Genomic DNA, 14,105 nt, shown 5'->3' with positions numbered 1-14,105 from the left:
CGCAATCCACCGTCGAGCCGGCGGAGGGCACGGAGCGCGCAGGGAATTCCGCGTGGGAGATGCGGTGGCAGTTCCTGCGACGGCCCGTCACCTGACAACCGTCCGCCGAAGCCCGACCTCCGAATCGTGCGATACGAATCTCGGAGCGACCCGGTTTTCCGCTGTGAATCCCCTGTGAGCGGCCCAGCTCTCGGGGCTCTCACCGGGGATTCGCCCCCGCAGCCCCTATTTCGTCACGGGTAGCAGAGCCCGGATGGTGTCGATGGTGTCGGCCTGCTGGGGTTCCTTGTCGGGGCGATAGCGGACGACGCGCGCGAAGCGGAGGGCTACTCCGCCGGGATAGCGGGGACTGGTCTGCACGCCGTCCAAGGCGATCTCGACCACCAGTTCCGGGTGGAGATAGACGGTATTCGCGTCGCGATCGCGTTCGTGGCGCGGGAATTCACTGGTCTGCCAGTGGAGCAGGGCGTCGGTGAGCCCCTTGAAGGTCTTGCCGACCATGATCGGCGGCCCGCCCCGCGGATCCCGCGCGCCCAGATGGAGATTCGACAGATAGCCGGTGCGGCGGCCGTAACCCCATTCCGCGCCCAGCACGATCAGGTCGAGGGTGTGGGTGGGTTTGATCTTCTGCCAGGCCCGCCCGCGACGGCCCGCCGCGTAGGGGGCGTCCAGGGATTTGATCATGATGCCCTCGTGCCCCGCGGCGAGCGCGCCGTCGAAGTATTCGGCGGCGGCCTCGAGGTCGGGGGCGATCAGCGCCGGGATGCCGAGACCCCCGGCCACCTCGGTGAGCGCCCGGCGGCGATCCCGCAGCGGCGCGTCGAGCAGATCCTCGCCGTTCAGATGCAGGCAGTCGAAGAAGTACGGGTGCAGCAGCAGTTCCTGCGCGACGGTCGCGCCGAAGCGGCTCATGGTCTCCTGGAACGGCCGCGGCCGCCCGGAATCGTTGAGCGCCAGGGTTTCTCCGTCGAGCACCACACTGGCGCAATCCAATTTCCGCACCAGTTCCACCAATTCGGGAACGCTCGCGGTGATGTCGCGCAGCGTCCGGGTGAACACCCACACCCGGTCGCCGTCACGGTGCACCTGAATGCGCGCGCCGTCCATCTTGTGCTCGACGCTGACCTGCCCGTCGAATTCGGCCACCGCCTCCTCGAGGCTGGCGCCGGGCGAGGCCAGCATCGGCTGGATGGCCCGCCCGACCCGCAGCCGGAACCCGTCGAGGGCCGCGGCCCCGCCGGTGCGGGCCGCGACCGCGGTGACCGGCAGCTGACCGGACAGCATGTGCGCCCGCCGGACCGCGGCGATCGGCACGTCGAAGGCGACGGCCACGGCTTCGGCGACGATCGCGGTCAGCGCCCCCTGCCGCATCTCCCCGGTGAGCAGGCGGATCAGGAAGTCGTGCTCGTCCCGGGTGGCGGCTCCGAACAGGGCGGCCAGCAGTTCCTGCCGCCGCGCGGCCGACCCGGAGCCGCGCACTCCGGAAAGCTCCTCGAAGACGTCGTCCACGGTTTCCACGGTCAGGGTGGGGGCGGTCGCCGACGCCACCTCGAGCCCGGTCAGCGTCCGCCACCCGGTGCCGATCCGGCCCTGGGTCAGCTCACCGGACAGCCATGCCACGACCTGCGCCAATTCCCCCGGCTCGGCCCGTTTCAGCAGCTCGGCGAAGATATTGATCTTGTTCTTGCGGGACGATGTCGCCCGCACGGCACCTGATGCTTCGACCACCTCGGACAAGAGCATTTCCCGACGGTAACCCGGGCTACCGACATCGGTGTGACGCATTGCTCAGCGGGTCTGCTAATCCTGCCATTGGCAGGGATGCGAATTCGCCAATAAACTTGGGCGCATGGCCAAGACTTACGTCGGAGCGCGGCTGCGTCAGCTGCGCACCGAGCGCGGTTTGAGTCAGGTCTCGCTGGCCAAGAAGCTCGAGATCTCGGCTAGCTATCTCAATCAGATCGAACACGACGTGCGCCCGCTCACCGTACCGGTATTGCTGCGCATCAGCGAAGTCTTCGGCGTCGACGCCGGCTTCTTCTCCTCCCAGGACGACACCCGGCTCATCGCCGAACTCCAGGAGGTCGTGATGGATCAGGAACTCGGGGTGGAGGCCGACGCGCAGGAGATCGCCGAAATGGTGTCCGCGCATCCGGGCCTGGCGCGCGCCATGGTGAACATGCACCGCCGCTACCGCAACACCACCGCCCAGCTGGCCGCCGCCACCGAGGACCGGTTCGCCGACGGCAGCGGTTCGGCCGCCATCTCGAAACCGCACGAGGAAGTGCGCGACTACTTCTATCAGCGCCAGAACTACATTCACGAATTGGACACCGCGGCCGAGGAACTCACGCATCGCATGCGTTTCCACGGCGGGGATCTGAAACGCGAGATCCCGCGTCGCCTCTCCGACGCGCACGGCGTCCAGATCGTCGAACGCATCGACCTCGGCGACGGCGTCCTGCACCGCTTCGACCCGATCGGCCGCCGCCTCGAAATCGCCCCGCACCTCTCCGGCGGCCAGCGCGTGTTCAAACTCGCCGCCGAACTCGCCTATCTGGAATGCGGCGACCTCATCGAAAAGCTGGTGGCCGAGGGCAATTTCTCCAGCCAGGAGTCGATCGTGCTGGCGAAATTGGGCCTGGCCAACTATTTCGCGGCCGCGACCGTGCTGCCGTACACCCATTTCCACGAGGTGGCCGAGGACTTCCGCTACGACATCGAACGCCTGTCGGCCTTCTTCACCCAGAGCTACGAGACCATCTGCCACCGCCTGTCCACCCTGCAACGCCCCAAACTCCGCGGCGTGCCGTTCTCCTTCGTCCGCGTGGACCGCGCCGGCAACATGTCGAAACGCCAGTCCGCGACCGGCTTCCACTTCTCCTCCAGCGGCGGCACCTGCCCCCTGTGGAACGTCTACGAGACCTTCGCCTACCCCGCGAAGATCATGACCCAGATCGCCCAGATGCCCGACGGCCGCAAATACCTCTGGGTGGCCCGCACCGTGGAACGCCGCGCCACCCGCTACGGCGAACCCAGCAAAACCTTCGCTATCGGCCTCGGCTGCGAATTGCGCCACGCCGGTCGCACCGTCTACGCCGACGGCCTGGACCTCAACGAGCCCAAAGCGACTCCCATCGGTGCCGGTTGCCGGGTTTGCGAACGTTCGAACTGCCCGCAGCGCGCATTCCCGCCGCTCGGCAAATCTCTCGACATCAGCGAGCACCGAAGTTCCATCTCGCCGTACATCATTCAGTGACCGATTCGGGGACCCATGCACCCGAGCATCGAGGACAACGGCACCAAGCTGGTCGCGCATCCGGAGGCGGTCGAGGTCGCGGCGCGCTGATCGGCGGCGGCACCGGCAGCGCCGCCGGCGCGAGCACCACGGACGACGATCGTCAGGACGGATGGACCCTGGCAGCAGGACTGCCGCACCGACCGCTACGGCGACCAGTACTGCTACTGAGCGATCTCACCGACCACGTCGAGCCGGTGCCAGGTTCCACTGGCCCCGGCTCGTGTCGTTTCATCCGCCCTGACCTGCGGTGATGGGTTCTTTACGCCGAACGAATTGCGTTGCGGTGAGCAGAAATTCACACCTGGGAAACACTGGAAATCGGACATTAATCGAGAGTCATTCCGGCGCAACACTTCACGTTTACCTTTCGTTTCACGAATACAGCCGCTGTATACGCGGCGGTATTCGCAAGCGGCGCAGCCGACGTCGCCGAACATGTGAACCGAAGGATCCGCCCCATGCACGACTCTTCCCGCCGGGACAGGGCTTCCCGCCTGATGAAGGCGATCACCATTCCGACCGCGTTGGCGCTGTCCGCCGTCATGGTCGCCGGCTGCGGGTCGCGCGACAGCGACACCGCGTCCGGATCCAATGCCAAGTCCTGCGTGGACACCTCCAAGGACACCATCAAGATCGGTTCGCTGCACTCGCTGACCGGCACCATGGCCATCAGTGAGGTCACCGTCGCCAATGCCACCAAGCTGGCGGTGGATCAGATCAACGCGGCGGGCGGCGTGCTCGGCAAGAAGATCGAGGTGGTGCTCGAGGACGGCGCGTCGGACCCGAAAACCTTCGCCGAGAAGGCCGAGAAGCTGGTCAGCTCCGACTGCGTGGCCGCGGTGTTCGGCGGCTGGACCTCCGCGTCCCGCAAGGCCATGAAGCCCAAATTCGAATCGCTGAACTCGCTGCTGTACTACCCCGTTCAGTACGAGGGCCTCGAGGACTCGAAGAACATCTTCTACACCGGCGCCACCACCAACCAGCAGATCATCCCCGCGCTGGACTACCTGAAGCAGAAGGGCATCACCTCCCTCTACCTGGTGGGTTCGGACTACGTCTTCCCGCAGACCGCCAACCGGGAGATCAAGGCCTACGCCAAGGCCAACGGCATCGAGATCAAGGGCGAGGACTACGCGCCGCTGGGCTCCACCGATTTCTCCACAATCGTCAACAAGGTCCGCAACGCCAAGGCGGGCGCGGTGTTCAACACCCTCAACGGCGATTCCAACGTGGCCTTCTTCCGCGAGTACGCCAACGCGGGCCTGAAAGCCGCCGAGATGCCGGTGGTCTCGGTGTCCATCGCCGAGGAGGAGGTCGGCGGCGTCGGCGTGCAGAACGTCGCGGGCCAGCTGACCGCCTGGAACTACTACCAGACCGTCGACACCCCGCAGAACAAGGCGTTCGTCGCGGCGTACAAGGCCGCCTTCGGCGCCGCCAAGCCCACCTCCGACCCGATGGAGGCCGCCTACACCTCGGTCTTCCTGTGGAAGAACACCGTCGAGAAGGCGAAGTCGTTCGCGGTGGCCGACATTCAGCAGGCCGCCGACGGTGTCAGCTTCGACGCCCCGGAGGGCACCGTCACCATCGACGGCTCCAACCACCACATCACCAAGACCGCCCGCATCGGCGAGATCCACCCCGACGGGCTCATCTACACCGTGTGGGACTCCGGCAAGGCCGTGCAGCCGGACCCGTACCTGAAGAACTACGACTGGGCCAAGGGCCTCAAGTAACTTCCGGCGGCCGCCGATGAGGGGCGGCTGGTGCGGCGCGCGCCACCCCGCGCACCGCACCAGCCGTACGGCGTTCTCCACCAATAGAACTCACGAGGTATCTCACATGGACGTCGCTGTCGGACAGCTGTTCACGGGTCTGAGTCTCGGCTCGATCCTGCTGCTCGCCGCGCTGGGCCTGTCATTGACCTTCGGTCAGATGGGCGTCATCAATATGGCGCACGGCGAATTCATCATGGCCGGGTGCTACACGACCTACGTCGTGGAGCAGTTGATCTCGGCGACGGGCGTGGCCCTGATCGTGTCATTGTTCGTCGGTTTCCTGGTCGGCGGTCTGCTGGGCGCCGCCCTGGAAATGGGGCTCATCCGCTGGATGTACGACCGCCCGCTGGACACCCTGCTGGTCACCTTCGGTGTCGGGCTGGTGCTGCAGCAGGCGGTGCGCGACATCTTCGGCGCCCCCGCCAAGAACGTGGTCGCGCCCGAATGGCTGACCGGCGGCATCGGCATCGCGGGCACCGTGGTGCCCAAGACCCGCATCTTCATCTTGGTGCTGGCCGTGGCGGCGGTGATCGCGCTGGCCACCGCGCTCAAGACGACCCCGCTGGGCCGGCGCATCCGGGCGGTGGTGCAGAACCGCAGCCTGGCCGAAACCTCCGGCGTCTCTTCCCGTCTCACCGACGTGAGCACCTTCTTCATCGGGTCGGGACTGGCTGCCGTGGCCGGTGTCGCCCTGACCCTGATCGGTTCCACCAGCCCCACCATCGGGCAGTCGTATCTGGTGGACGCGTTCCTGGTGGTCGTGATCGGCGGCCTGGGACAGATCAAGGGCACCGTGATCGCGGCCTTCGGTATGGGGCTGCTGAATTCGTTCGTCGAATACTCGACCACGGCGACGGTCGCCAAGGTGATCGTCTTCATCGTGGTCGTGATCTTCCTGCAGGTCCGCCCGCAGGGTCTGTTCACCGTCCGGACGAGGAGTCTGGCATGACCACCATCGGGCGCCTGAGCGCCAGCTCTTCGTTGAAAGCCCTGGGCGGCTTCGCCATCGCCGCCATCGTGCTGTTCGGGCTCGCGCCCGCGATGCTCAGCGATTTCCGGCTGAGCCTGCTCGCCAAGTTCCTGTGCTTCGCCATCGTCGCGGTCGGCATCGGCCTGGCGTGGGGCCGCGGCGGCATGCTCACCCTCGGCCAGGGCGTGTTCTTCGGGCTCGGCGCGTACATCATGGCCATGCACCTGCAGATGGCCGACGCCGCCAAGGCGCACGAGGACGTGCCGGAGTTCATGGTCATCGCCGGTGTGCCCGAATTGCCCGCGTACTGGCGGCCTTTCGAGTCCGCTCCGGTGGCGATCCTGAGCATCCTGGTGCTGCCCGCGGCGCTGGCCGCGGTCCTCGGCTTCGGCGTCTTCAAGCGCCGGGTCAAGGGCGCGTACTTCGCGATCCTGAGCCAGGCGCTGGCCGCGGCGCTGGCGATCCTGCTCACCGGGCAGCAGACCATCGGCGGCTTCACCGGTTTGAGCGACTTCCGCTCGTTCTTCGGTTTCCGCCTCGACGATCCGGTGAACCGGCGCATGCTGTTCTTCATCGCGGCGGCCACGCTGCTCGCGGTGGTGGCGGTGGCGCGACAGCTGATGCACAGCCGGTACGGGGAACTGCTCGTCGCCGTGCGTGATCAGGAGGAGCGGGTTCGCTTCCTCGGCTACGACCCGGCCAATATCAAGATCGTCGCCTACGTGGTGGCCGCGTTCTTCGCGGGCATCGCGGGCGCGCTGTTCACCCCGATCGTCGGGATCATCTCCCCCGCCGACATCGGCGTGGTCCCGTCCATCGCGTTCCTGATCGGCGTCGCCATCGGCGGCCGCACCACCCTGCTCGGGCCGGTGCTGGGCGCGATCGGCGTGGCCTGGGCGCAGACCACGTTCTCCGAGAACTTCCCCTCGGCGTGGACCTACTTCCAGGGTGCGCTGTTCATCGTGGTGGTCGGTTTCATCCCGGCCGGGCTGGCCGGATTCGGGCCGATGGCCAAGCGGCTGCTGGAGCGGTGGCGACCTGCCGGGGCCGCCGGCACCGCCCCGGCGCCCGCCGAACCCGAACCCGCCGCCGACACCGAGCCGCGGGCCGAAGCCGAGCCCGCCACGGCCGAGCAGAAGGTGGAAGCCCGATGACCACACCCGAACCGAAGCTCGGCGGCAACGCCGGCATGGACAGCGAATACCTCGAAATCCGCGGCCTCTCGGTGAGTTTCGACGGCTTCAAGGCCGTCTCCGACGTGGATCTCACCGTCCTGCAAGGTGATCTGCGGTTCCTCATCGGACCCAACGGCGCGGGCAAGACCACCCTCATCGACGCCATCACCGGCTTGGTTCCAGCGACCGGTTCGGCCCAGAAGACCGGCGCCGAACTCATCGGCCGCAAGGTGCATCAGATCGCGCGCCTGGGCGTGGGCCGCACCTTCCAGACCGCGAGCGTGTTCGAACAGCTCACCGTGCTGCAGAACCTCGATATCGCGGCGGGCGCGGGACGCTCGGCGCTCACCCTGCTGCGGCGGCGCAAGTCCGTGCTGCCCGCCATCGAGGAGGCGCTCGAGACCATTGGGCTCACCGCGCTGCGCGACCAGCCCGCCGGGGTGCTCGCGCACGGCCAGAAGCAGTGGCTCGAGATCGGCATGCTGCTGGTGCAGAACGCGTCGGTACTGCTGCTGGACGAACCGGTGGCGGGTATGAGCACCGAGGAACGCGAGGAGACCGGAAACCTGTTGCGCCGCATCGGCGGTGAGCGGGTGGTCATCGTGGTCGAGCACGACATGGACTTCATGCGCGCGTTCGCCAGCTCGGTGACGGTGCTCGCGGGCGGCCGGGTGCTCAGCGAGGGCACGGTGGAGCAGGTACAGGCCGATCCGAAGGTGCAGGAGGTCTACCTCGGCACCGCCGCGGCCGGTGAGCTGCCGCCCGCCGAGGCCACCGCCGCCGAGGAGCACACCACCGCCGGCCCGGAGCCGGAATCGGACGACGCGAAGGAGGCCACGAATGCTGGAACTCGTTGACCTACACACCGGATACGGCCGGACCGAAGTGATTCACGGTGTGTCCCTGACGGTTCCGGACAACGGCGTGGCCGCCATCATGGGCCACAACGGGGCCGGCAAGACCTCGCTGCTGCGCGCGGCGGTCGGCCTGCTGCCCGCCAAGTCCGGGAAGATCCGCTTCGGCGGCGAGGACATCACCAAGATGTCGCCGTCGCGGCGGGTCAAGCGCGGCATCGCGTACGTGCCGCAGGGGCAGCAGAGTTTTCCACAGTTGTCCACACTGGAGAACCTGCAGGTGGTGGCCGACGGCCGGGCCAAGGGCAAGGAACTCATCGCCGAAGCCCTGGACCTGTTCCCGGCGCTTCGGGAACTGCTGTCCCGCAAGGCCGGACTGCTCTCCGGCGGTCAGCGCCAGCAGCTGGCCATCGCCCGCGCCCTCATCACCGAACCGAAACTGCTGATCCTGGACGAGCCGACCGAGGGCATCCAGCCGTCGGTGGTCGCCGAGATCGAGCGCACCATCATCGATCTCACCGCCCGCGGCGGCCTGAGCGTGCTGCTGGTGGAACAGCACATCGGTTTCGCCCTGCAGGCCGCGCAACAGTTCTACGTGCTGCGCTCGGGCCGCGTCACCTCCTCCGGGGAGGGCGGCGCGGGCGCGGAATCCGCGGTGCGCCTGGCCATGGCGATCTGATCGGACGGCGGCGTGAACGCGCGCAGGGGGCGTATTCCGTTGTCGGAGCGGGTCTACCGCGCGCTCCAGCAGGATCTCGCGGCCGGGGTGCTGGTGCCGACCGAACGGCTCGGCGAGGAACGGCTCGCCGAGGCGTACGGCGTCTCCCGCACCCCCGTCCGGGAGGCGCTGGCCCGGCTGCTGTCCGACGGGCTGCTGGAACGCCACCCCGACGGCCTGTACCCGTACCGGCCTCGGGTCGATGACCTGGGCGACCTGTACGAACTCCGAATCGTGCTGGAGGCCCGGGGAATTCAGCGGCTGCAAGCCACGGCGACCGGCTTCCCCGGTGCCCTGACCGTGGCATCGGCCGGACCCGGTGCACCGATCACGGCCGCCGCCGCAGCGTCCACCGCGTCCGCATCGCCCGGTGCCACACCGCCCTCCAGCACCGCCACGGCCCCGTCCCCCGGCGGCCTGCGGCTCGACTCGGCCGCGGTCCGGCGGGAACTCGAATTCTGGCGCGACCTGCGCGACCAGCCACCCGAACCCGACGCCGATCTCATCGCCGCGGACGAGCGCTTCCACACCGCCCTGCTGCTCGCCGCGGGCAATGCCGCACTGGCCGACGCGCTCTCGGCGGTCCAGGCCCGGGTCCGCCCCGTGCGCGCCCTGGACATCCCCACGCCGGGTCGCATCGCCGCCATGGCCGACGACCACATCGCCATCGCCGAACACCTGCTCTCGGACGACCTCGACACCGCCCTGCGCACCCTGCTCGCGCACCTCGCCAGCTCCCGGGCCCACGTCCTCACCCGCGCCCGCCGAGCCCTGGAACTCACCAGACTCGCTCGTGCGGTGCGCGAATGATCGCGGCTCGCACCGCGATGGCCTGGCGGGTGGCCCAGACAGGGTGTTGACTGGAGCCATGGTGTCGACGAAGCCACGCATCGCTCCCGGCCGTCTGCGGGAGCTCGGACCGGTCAACTGGGTTGTCTGGCAGGCGCTTTCCCGCGCCGCCGGTACGGACGACGCCCACCTGTTCAGCACGCTCGGCCGCACCGGCGGTCTGTTCCGCGGCTGGCTGCACTTCTCCGGGCGGCTCATGCCCGGCGGCAAACTGCGACGCTACGAATCCGAACTGGTCATTCTGCGCGTCGCGCACCTGCGCGAATGCGAATACGAAACCGACCACCACATCCGGCTGGGACGGCGGGCGGGCGTCACCCCGGAAATCCTGGACCGGCTGCGCGAGGGACCCGCCGCCGCGGGCTGGACCGACAAGGAACGCGCCCTGCTCACCGCCGTCGACCAGCTGGTCACTACCCGTGACCTCGACGACGCCACCTGGCAGGCCCTGGCCGCGCACTACGACGAGCAGCGGCTCATCGAGATCGTGCTGCTCACCAACCAGTACGAGGGCCTGGCCAGCACCATCACCGCGCTGCGCATCGAAACCGACCACTAGCGGGTGGCGGCGGCTCGAAGGCGCGAGGGCTCAACGGCGCGGGAGCCGATAGACGGGCTGGGTGGCGGGCTCCGGGACGGCGTCGCCCGGGGCCGTGTCGTAGGGGACCGCGTCGTACGGAAGATGGCGTGCGAAAGCCGGTTCGGTGGGGCGGGTCGGCTGGATGCGGGCGTGCAGGTGCATATCGTGCCAGCCGTCGGTGTGCAGGCCCGCGCTGCGGTTGATGCCTTCCAGCACGAAGCCGGATTTGCAGGCGACGCGGCAGGATTGGGCGTTGTGCACGGAATGCCGTAGTTCGAGGCGATGGAATCCGGCCACCTCGAAGGCCCAGCCGACCAGCGCCTCCACCGCCCGCGGCGCGATGCCGCGACCCCGGGCCGCCGGCACCACCCAGTACGCGACCTCCGCCTCGCCATGCCACAACTCCATGTGATGCAGCGAGGCGCGGCCCATCAGACGGCCGCTACGGCTGTCCGCGACCGCCCAATTCGCCGCGGCGCCGCCGCTCCACGACCGCGCCCACGAGTCCACCCAGTCCCCGACCTCCTCCACGGTGTCGGCGGTGCGCACATGCCAGCGGGCGATAGCTGGATCCTGGAATGCCGCGTACACCTCGGGGCCGTCGCGCCGCAGCCACGGCCGCAGGACCAGTCCCTCCCCGACGGGAAGCACCGGCTGCGCTGCCCTGGTGAAGGTTTCGGCGGCAACGATTGCCGGGGCCGATCGGGGCATAGCTGAAATTCTGCCGCCACCCGCCGCTCCGTGCGGCGAAATTGAGACCATCGTCCCGGTCGGTCTGTGCCAGGTTCGCGTAAGAGACAGCCGCGCTCAGCGCTTCTCGATCAGTTCAGCTGTGCTCTCGATCAGCTCACCAGGGCTTCTCGATCAGCGCCGCCAGCCCGTCGAGGACCCGGGCCAGGCCGAATTCGTAGGCGTGGTCCGCGCTGTAGGCGCTGTCGTGCGCCTGTCCGGCCGCCTCCCCGACCCGCGCCGCCAAGGGGTAGCGCTCGGTGTCGAACACCCGGGCCAGCAACGGGGCCGCGCGCTCCCACCAATCCTGGTCGGATTGCCCGCTTTCCGCGGCCGCCCCCGCGGCGTCGATCGCGAGCTGCGCGGTGGAGGTCACGAACCCCAGCACGTACGTGAGCGCGGCATCCATGTCGAGATCGGTGAGCCCGAGGCCGTCGAAGGCACGCAGTTCGTGGTCGTACTTCGCGGCCACCCCGGGCCCCAGCGGCGGGCGCGTGGTGGGCAGATACGCCACCCACGGATGCGCCGCCAGCATGGCCCGGTTCTCGGCGGCGATCGTGGAAACCCGCTCCCGCCAGCCCATTCCGTTCACATCGTGGCGGTCCATGCCCTGGTAGACCGTGTCGAGCATGAGGTCCAGCAGTTCCGACTTGCCGGGCACATAGGTGTAGGTGGACATCGGCGTGATGCCGAGCGCGGCGGCGACCGAGCGCATGGTGAGCGCGGCCAGCCCCTGGGCATCGGCGATGCCGATGGCGGCCGCGACGACGGCGTCCACCGTGGTGCGCTGTTTGGGCCCGCGCGCCGAACCGCCGGAGCCGGGCTCGCGCCAGAGCAGTTCCAGGGTTCGCACCGGGTCTCCCGCGCTGCTGCGTTCCGCGCCTTTCGCGGCCATTCGCGTCACCTCCGCCGCCGATCGTATCCATGTGACGGTCATCACTTTGCATCCCGCCGGGAATTTACGTACAAAGTACAGCGTACTAAGTACAGAGTTAATCGGCACCACCTAGGAGGACCCTTGAACGTCACCGCATCCGCGATCTCCCTGAACGTGCCCGACGAGACCGCCTCGGCGAAGTTCCTCATCGACCACTTCGGCTTCACCGAGAAGATGTCCGCCGACGGCTTCGTCAACCTGACCCGGCCCGACGCCGGCTTCGACGTCATCTACCTGCGCACCGGCCTCGGCAGCTTCAAACCGGACCGCATCGCGGGCAGCGCCGGGCAGGGCCTGCTGGTGGTCTTCGTGGTCGATGACATCGATGCCGAATACGCTCGCGTGCGGGGCGAGGGCGTGCCGATCGTGACGCCCATCGAGACCGAACCGTGGGGCGAGCGCTACTTCCAGGCGCTGGACCCCAACGGGATCGTCATCCAGCTGGTGCAGTGGGTCTGAGAATTTCGCACCGGAGATGTCGATTCCACCCCACCCCGTTCGAGGAGTAGGCGAGGGTCGAAACACGATCCCCACCCGAAGGAGGATTCGACTATGCGACACCTGGTGCTGATTCGCCTGGACCCCGCCCAGATGCCCGCGGACGGACCCGGCGACGAACTGATCGCGCGGGTCAACGAGATCATCGAGGAGATGACCAAGGCCGGCGTGCTGCTCGACACCGCGGGCCTGCGCCCGGTCGAGGAGGGCACCCGGATCCGGCAGTCCGGTGGCACGCAGACCGTCATGGATGGTCCATTCACCGAATCCAAGGAGATCATCGGCGGCTACCTGCTGCTGCAGACCCGTTCCCCGGAGGAGGCCGCCGAATGGGCCTCCCGGTTCCTGCGCGTGCACGGACCCGAATGGGAGATCGAGGTCGAGGTGCGGCAACTGGAGGGCCAGAACTGAATCCGCGGCAGCCGCGCGGGGTTCGCGCGATCCGAGTGAGCGGCGCGTGAACCCCGCGCGCCGCTCGCCGGAGGAGCGCGCCCGCCGGGCCGTGGAGGCGGCCTGGCGCATCGAGTGGCCCCGATTGGTCGCGGGCCTGACCCGCCTGGTCGGGGATATCGCCACCGCCGAGGAGCTCGCGCAGGACGCCCTGGTGGCGGCGCTCGAACAGTGGCCCGCCGCGGGCGTCCCGCCGAACCCGGGCGGCTGGCTCATGCTCACCGCCAAACACCGCGCGGTGGACCGCATTCGGCGCGACGCGAACTTCGCGCGCAAGCTGGAGTTGCTCGGGCGCGAAGCCGTCCTCGCGGAATCGCCCGTGGGCGAACCGGAACCGGCCATCGCCGACGATCTCCTGCGCATGATCTGCACCGCCTGCCACCCGGTGCTCACACCCCCGGCGCGGGCCGCGCTCACGCTGCGCATGGTGGGCGGGCTGACCACCACCGAGATCGCGCGCGCCTACCTGGTCCCGGAATCGACGGTGGCGCAACGGATCGTGCGCGCCAAACGCACCATCGCCGCGAAGCGCATCCCCTTCGAGGTGCCCGAGGGCCCGGAGCTGGCCGCGCGGCTGGACTCGGTGCTCGAAGTGATCTACCTGATCTTCAACGAGGGCTACGCGGCCACCTCCGGGGAACGCTGGGTGCGCGCCGAACTGTGCGAGGACGCCCTGCGCCTGGCCCGCATCCTGACCGGGCTGCTGCCCGCGGAGCCCGAGGCGCTCGGCCTCGCGGCGCTCCTCGAATTGCAGGCCTCGCGCACGACGGCCCGCAGCGACTCCGGCGGCGGCCCGGTACTGCTGCCCGATCAGGACCGATCCCGATGGAACCGGCTGTACATCGAACGCGGACTGGCGGCGCTGGCGCGGGCCCACACCGCGAACCGGATGCGCGGTCTGCCGCCCGGTCGCTACGCCCTGCAGGCCGCCATCGCCTCGGTGCACGCCGTGGCCCCGACCGCCGCCGACACCGACTGGCGGCGCATCGCCGGGCTGTACGCCGTACTCGTGCAACGCTTTCCGTCTCCGGTCGTGGAGTTGAACCGGGCGGTGGCGGTGGCCATGGTGCACGGGCCCGCAGCCGGCCTGGAGTTGATCGACGCGATCGCCGGGGAGCTCGACGGATATCACCTGCTGCACGCGGTCCGCGGGGACCTGCTGGAACGGCTCGGCCGGAGCGCCGAGGCGCGTGCGGCTTTCGGGCGGGCGGGCGAACTCACCGCCAATGACAGCGAGCGGGAACTGTTGCGCGGCCGGGCCCGCTGACC

Annotated in this window: 14 protein-coding genes; 11 read left to right on the top strand and 3 right to left on the bottom strand. The window is 68.7% G+C overall.

The window, feature by feature from the left end:
• Nucleotides 1-225: 225 nt before the first annotated feature.
• Nucleotides 226-1,743: an ATP-dependent DNA ligase gene (locus tag ACWELJ_RS08415; RefSeq protein WP_452365514.1), complete on the bottom strand. Its 1,518-nt coding sequence runs from the start codon at nucleotides 1,741-1,743 to the stop codon at nucleotides 226-228.
• 106 nt (nucleotides 1,744-1,849) lie between these two features.
• On the opposite strand from ACWELJ_RS08415, the gene ramB reads away from it, so the two are divergent.
• From ramB to ACWELJ_RS08375, 8 genes are all read left to right on the top strand, one after another.
• Nucleotides 1,850-3,259: an acetate metabolism transcriptional regulator RamB gene (ramB, locus tag ACWELJ_RS08410; RefSeq protein WP_452365513.1), complete on the top strand. Its 1,410-nt coding sequence runs from the start codon at nucleotides 1,850-1,852 to the stop codon at nucleotides 3,257-3,259.
• A gap of 539 nt (nucleotides 3,260-3,798) precedes the next feature.
• The gene (gene urtA, locus ACWELJ_RS08405) at nucleotides 3,799-5,034 is read left to right on the top strand and encodes an urea ABC transporter substrate-binding protein (protein WP_452365555.1); all 1,236 of its coding nucleotides are present in this window, start codon (nucleotides 3,799-3,801) and stop codon (nucleotides 5,032-5,034) included.
• Nucleotides 5,035-5,140: 106 nt separating this feature from the next.
• Nucleotides 5,141-6,025: an urea ABC transporter permease subunit UrtB gene (gene urtB, locus ACWELJ_RS08400; protein WP_452365512.1), complete on the top strand. Its 885-nt coding sequence runs from the start codon at nucleotides 5,141-5,143 to the stop codon at nucleotides 6,023-6,025.
• The gene (gene urtC, locus ACWELJ_RS08395) at nucleotides 6,022-7,200 is read left to right on the top strand and encodes an urea ABC transporter permease subunit UrtC (protein ID WP_452365511.1); all 1,179 of its coding nucleotides are present in this window, start codon (nucleotides 6,022-6,024) and stop codon (nucleotides 7,198-7,200) included. The genes urtB and urtC overlap by 4 nt, the downstream gene beginning before the upstream one ends.
• Nucleotides 7,197-8,078 (top strand): urea ABC transporter ATP-binding protein UrtD, encoded by an 882-nt coding sequence (gene urtD / locus ACWELJ_RS08390; RefSeq protein WP_452365510.1) that lies wholly within the window; start codon nucleotides 7,197-7,199, stop codon nucleotides 8,076-8,078. Before urtC ends, urtD begins: the two co-directional genes overlap by 4 nt.
• Nucleotides 8,062-8,754, top strand: a complete 693-nt coding sequence (urtE, locus tag ACWELJ_RS08385; protein ID WP_452365509.1) for an urea ABC transporter ATP-binding subunit UrtE — start codon at nucleotides 8,062-8,064, stop codon at nucleotides 8,752-8,754. Before urtD ends, urtE begins: the two co-directional genes overlap by 17 nt.
• Before the next feature lie 12 nt (nucleotides 8,755-8,766).
• Nucleotides 8,767-9,603 carry a GntR family transcriptional regulator gene (locus ACWELJ_RS08380; RefSeq protein ID WP_452365508.1) on the top strand — a complete coding sequence of 279 codons (837 nt, stop codon included), beginning with the start codon at nucleotides 8,767-8,769 and terminating at the stop codon, nucleotides 9,601-9,603.
• Nucleotides 9,604-9,661: 58 nt separating this feature from the next.
• Nucleotides 9,662-10,201: a carboxymuconolactone decarboxylase family protein gene (locus ACWELJ_RS08375; RefSeq protein WP_357090805.1), complete on the top strand. Its 540-nt coding sequence runs from the start codon at nucleotides 9,662-9,664 to the stop codon at nucleotides 10,199-10,201.
• A gap of 30 nt (nucleotides 10,202-10,231) precedes the next feature.
• Here ACWELJ_RS08375 and ACWELJ_RS08370 read toward each other — a convergent pair whose 3' ends face one another.
• Both ACWELJ_RS08370 and ACWELJ_RS08365 read right to left on the bottom strand, forming a co-directional pair.
• Nucleotides 10,232-10,933: a GNAT family N-acetyltransferase gene (locus tag ACWELJ_RS08370; RefSeq protein WP_452365507.1), complete on the bottom strand. Its 702-nt coding sequence runs from the start codon at nucleotides 10,931-10,933 to the stop codon at nucleotides 10,232-10,234.
• 136 nt (nucleotides 10,934-11,069) lie between these two features.
• A complete protein-coding gene (locus ACWELJ_RS08365) occupies nucleotides 11,070-11,846 on the bottom strand; it encodes a TetR/AcrR family transcriptional regulator C-terminal domain-containing protein (RefSeq protein WP_452365506.1) in 777 nt (258 codons plus the stop codon).
• 123 nt (nucleotides 11,847-11,969) lie between these two features.
• Here ACWELJ_RS08365 and ACWELJ_RS08360 point away from each other — a divergent pair, with 123 nt between their 5' ends.
• From ACWELJ_RS08360 to ACWELJ_RS08350, 3 genes are all read left to right on the top strand, one after another.
• On the top strand, nucleotides 11,970-12,347 hold the full coding sequence (locus tag ACWELJ_RS08360; protein ID WP_452365505.1) for a VOC family protein: 378 nt from the start codon (nucleotides 11,970-11,972) through the stop codon (nucleotides 12,345-12,347).
• Nucleotides 12,348-12,440: 93 nt separating this feature from the next.
• The gene (locus tag ACWELJ_RS08355) at nucleotides 12,441-12,797 is read left to right on the top strand and encodes a YciI family protein (RefSeq protein ID WP_452365504.1); all 357 of its coding nucleotides are present in this window, start codon (nucleotides 12,441-12,443) and stop codon (nucleotides 12,795-12,797) included.
• A 46-nt stretch (nucleotides 12,798-12,843) separates the two neighbouring features.
• Nucleotides 12,844-14,103, top strand: a complete 1,260-nt coding sequence (locus tag ACWELJ_RS08350) for an RNA polymerase sigma factor (protein ID WP_452365503.1) — start codon at nucleotides 12,844-12,846, stop codon at nucleotides 14,101-14,103.
• Nucleotides 14,104-14,105: the final 2 nt, after the last annotated feature.

The organism is Nocardia sp. NPDC004582, assembly GCF_053602115.1.
Note: the sequence above shows the minus strand (reverse complement) of the source record. Positions and strands in the feature narration are given on the sequence as shown.

What these genes read in the sequence shown, in the direction of transcription:
- ACWELJ_RS08415 (WP_452365514.1), bottom strand. Translation starts at nt 1,743, where the DNA reads ATGCTCTTGTCCGAGGTGGTCGAAGCATCAGGTGCCGTGCGGGCGACA.
- ramB (WP_452365513.1), top strand. Translation starts at nt 1,850, where the DNA reads ATGGCCAAGACTTACGTCGGAGCGCGGCTGCGTCAGCTGCGCACCGAG.
- urtA (WP_452365555.1), top strand. Translation starts at nt 3,799, where the DNA reads ATGAAGGCGATCACCATTCCGACCGCGTTGGCGCTGTCCGCCGTCATG.
- urtB (WP_452365512.1), top strand. Translation starts at nt 5,141, where the DNA reads ATGGACGTCGCTGTCGGACAGCTGTTCACGGGTCTGAGTCTCGGCTCG.
- urtC (WP_452365511.1), top strand. Translation starts at nt 6,022, where the DNA reads ATGACCACCATCGGGCGCCTGAGCGCCAGCTCTTCGTTGAAAGCCCTG.
- urtD (WP_452365510.1), top strand. Translation starts at nt 7,197, where the DNA reads ATGACCACACCCGAACCGAAGCTCGGCGGCAACGCCGGCATGGACAGC.
- urtE (WP_452365509.1), top strand. Translation starts at nt 8,062, where the DNA reads ATGCTGGAACTCGTTGACCTACACACCGGATACGGCCGGACCGAAGTG.
- ACWELJ_RS08375 (WP_357090805.1), top strand. Translation starts at nt 9,662, where the DNA reads ATGGTGTCGACGAAGCCACGCATCGCTCCCGGCCGTCTGCGGGAGCTC.
- ACWELJ_RS08370 (WP_452365507.1), bottom strand. Translation starts at nt 10,933, where the DNA reads ATGCCCCGATCGGCCCCGGCAATCGTTGCCGCCGAAACCTTCACCAGG.
- ACWELJ_RS08365 (WP_452365506.1), bottom strand. Translation starts at nt 11,846, where the DNA reads ATGGCCGCGAAAGGCGCGGAACGCAGCAGCGCGGGAGACCCGGTGCGA.
- ACWELJ_RS08355 (WP_452365504.1), top strand. Translation starts at nt 12,441, where the DNA reads ATGCGACACCTGGTGCTGATTCGCCTGGACCCCGCCCAGATGCCCGCG.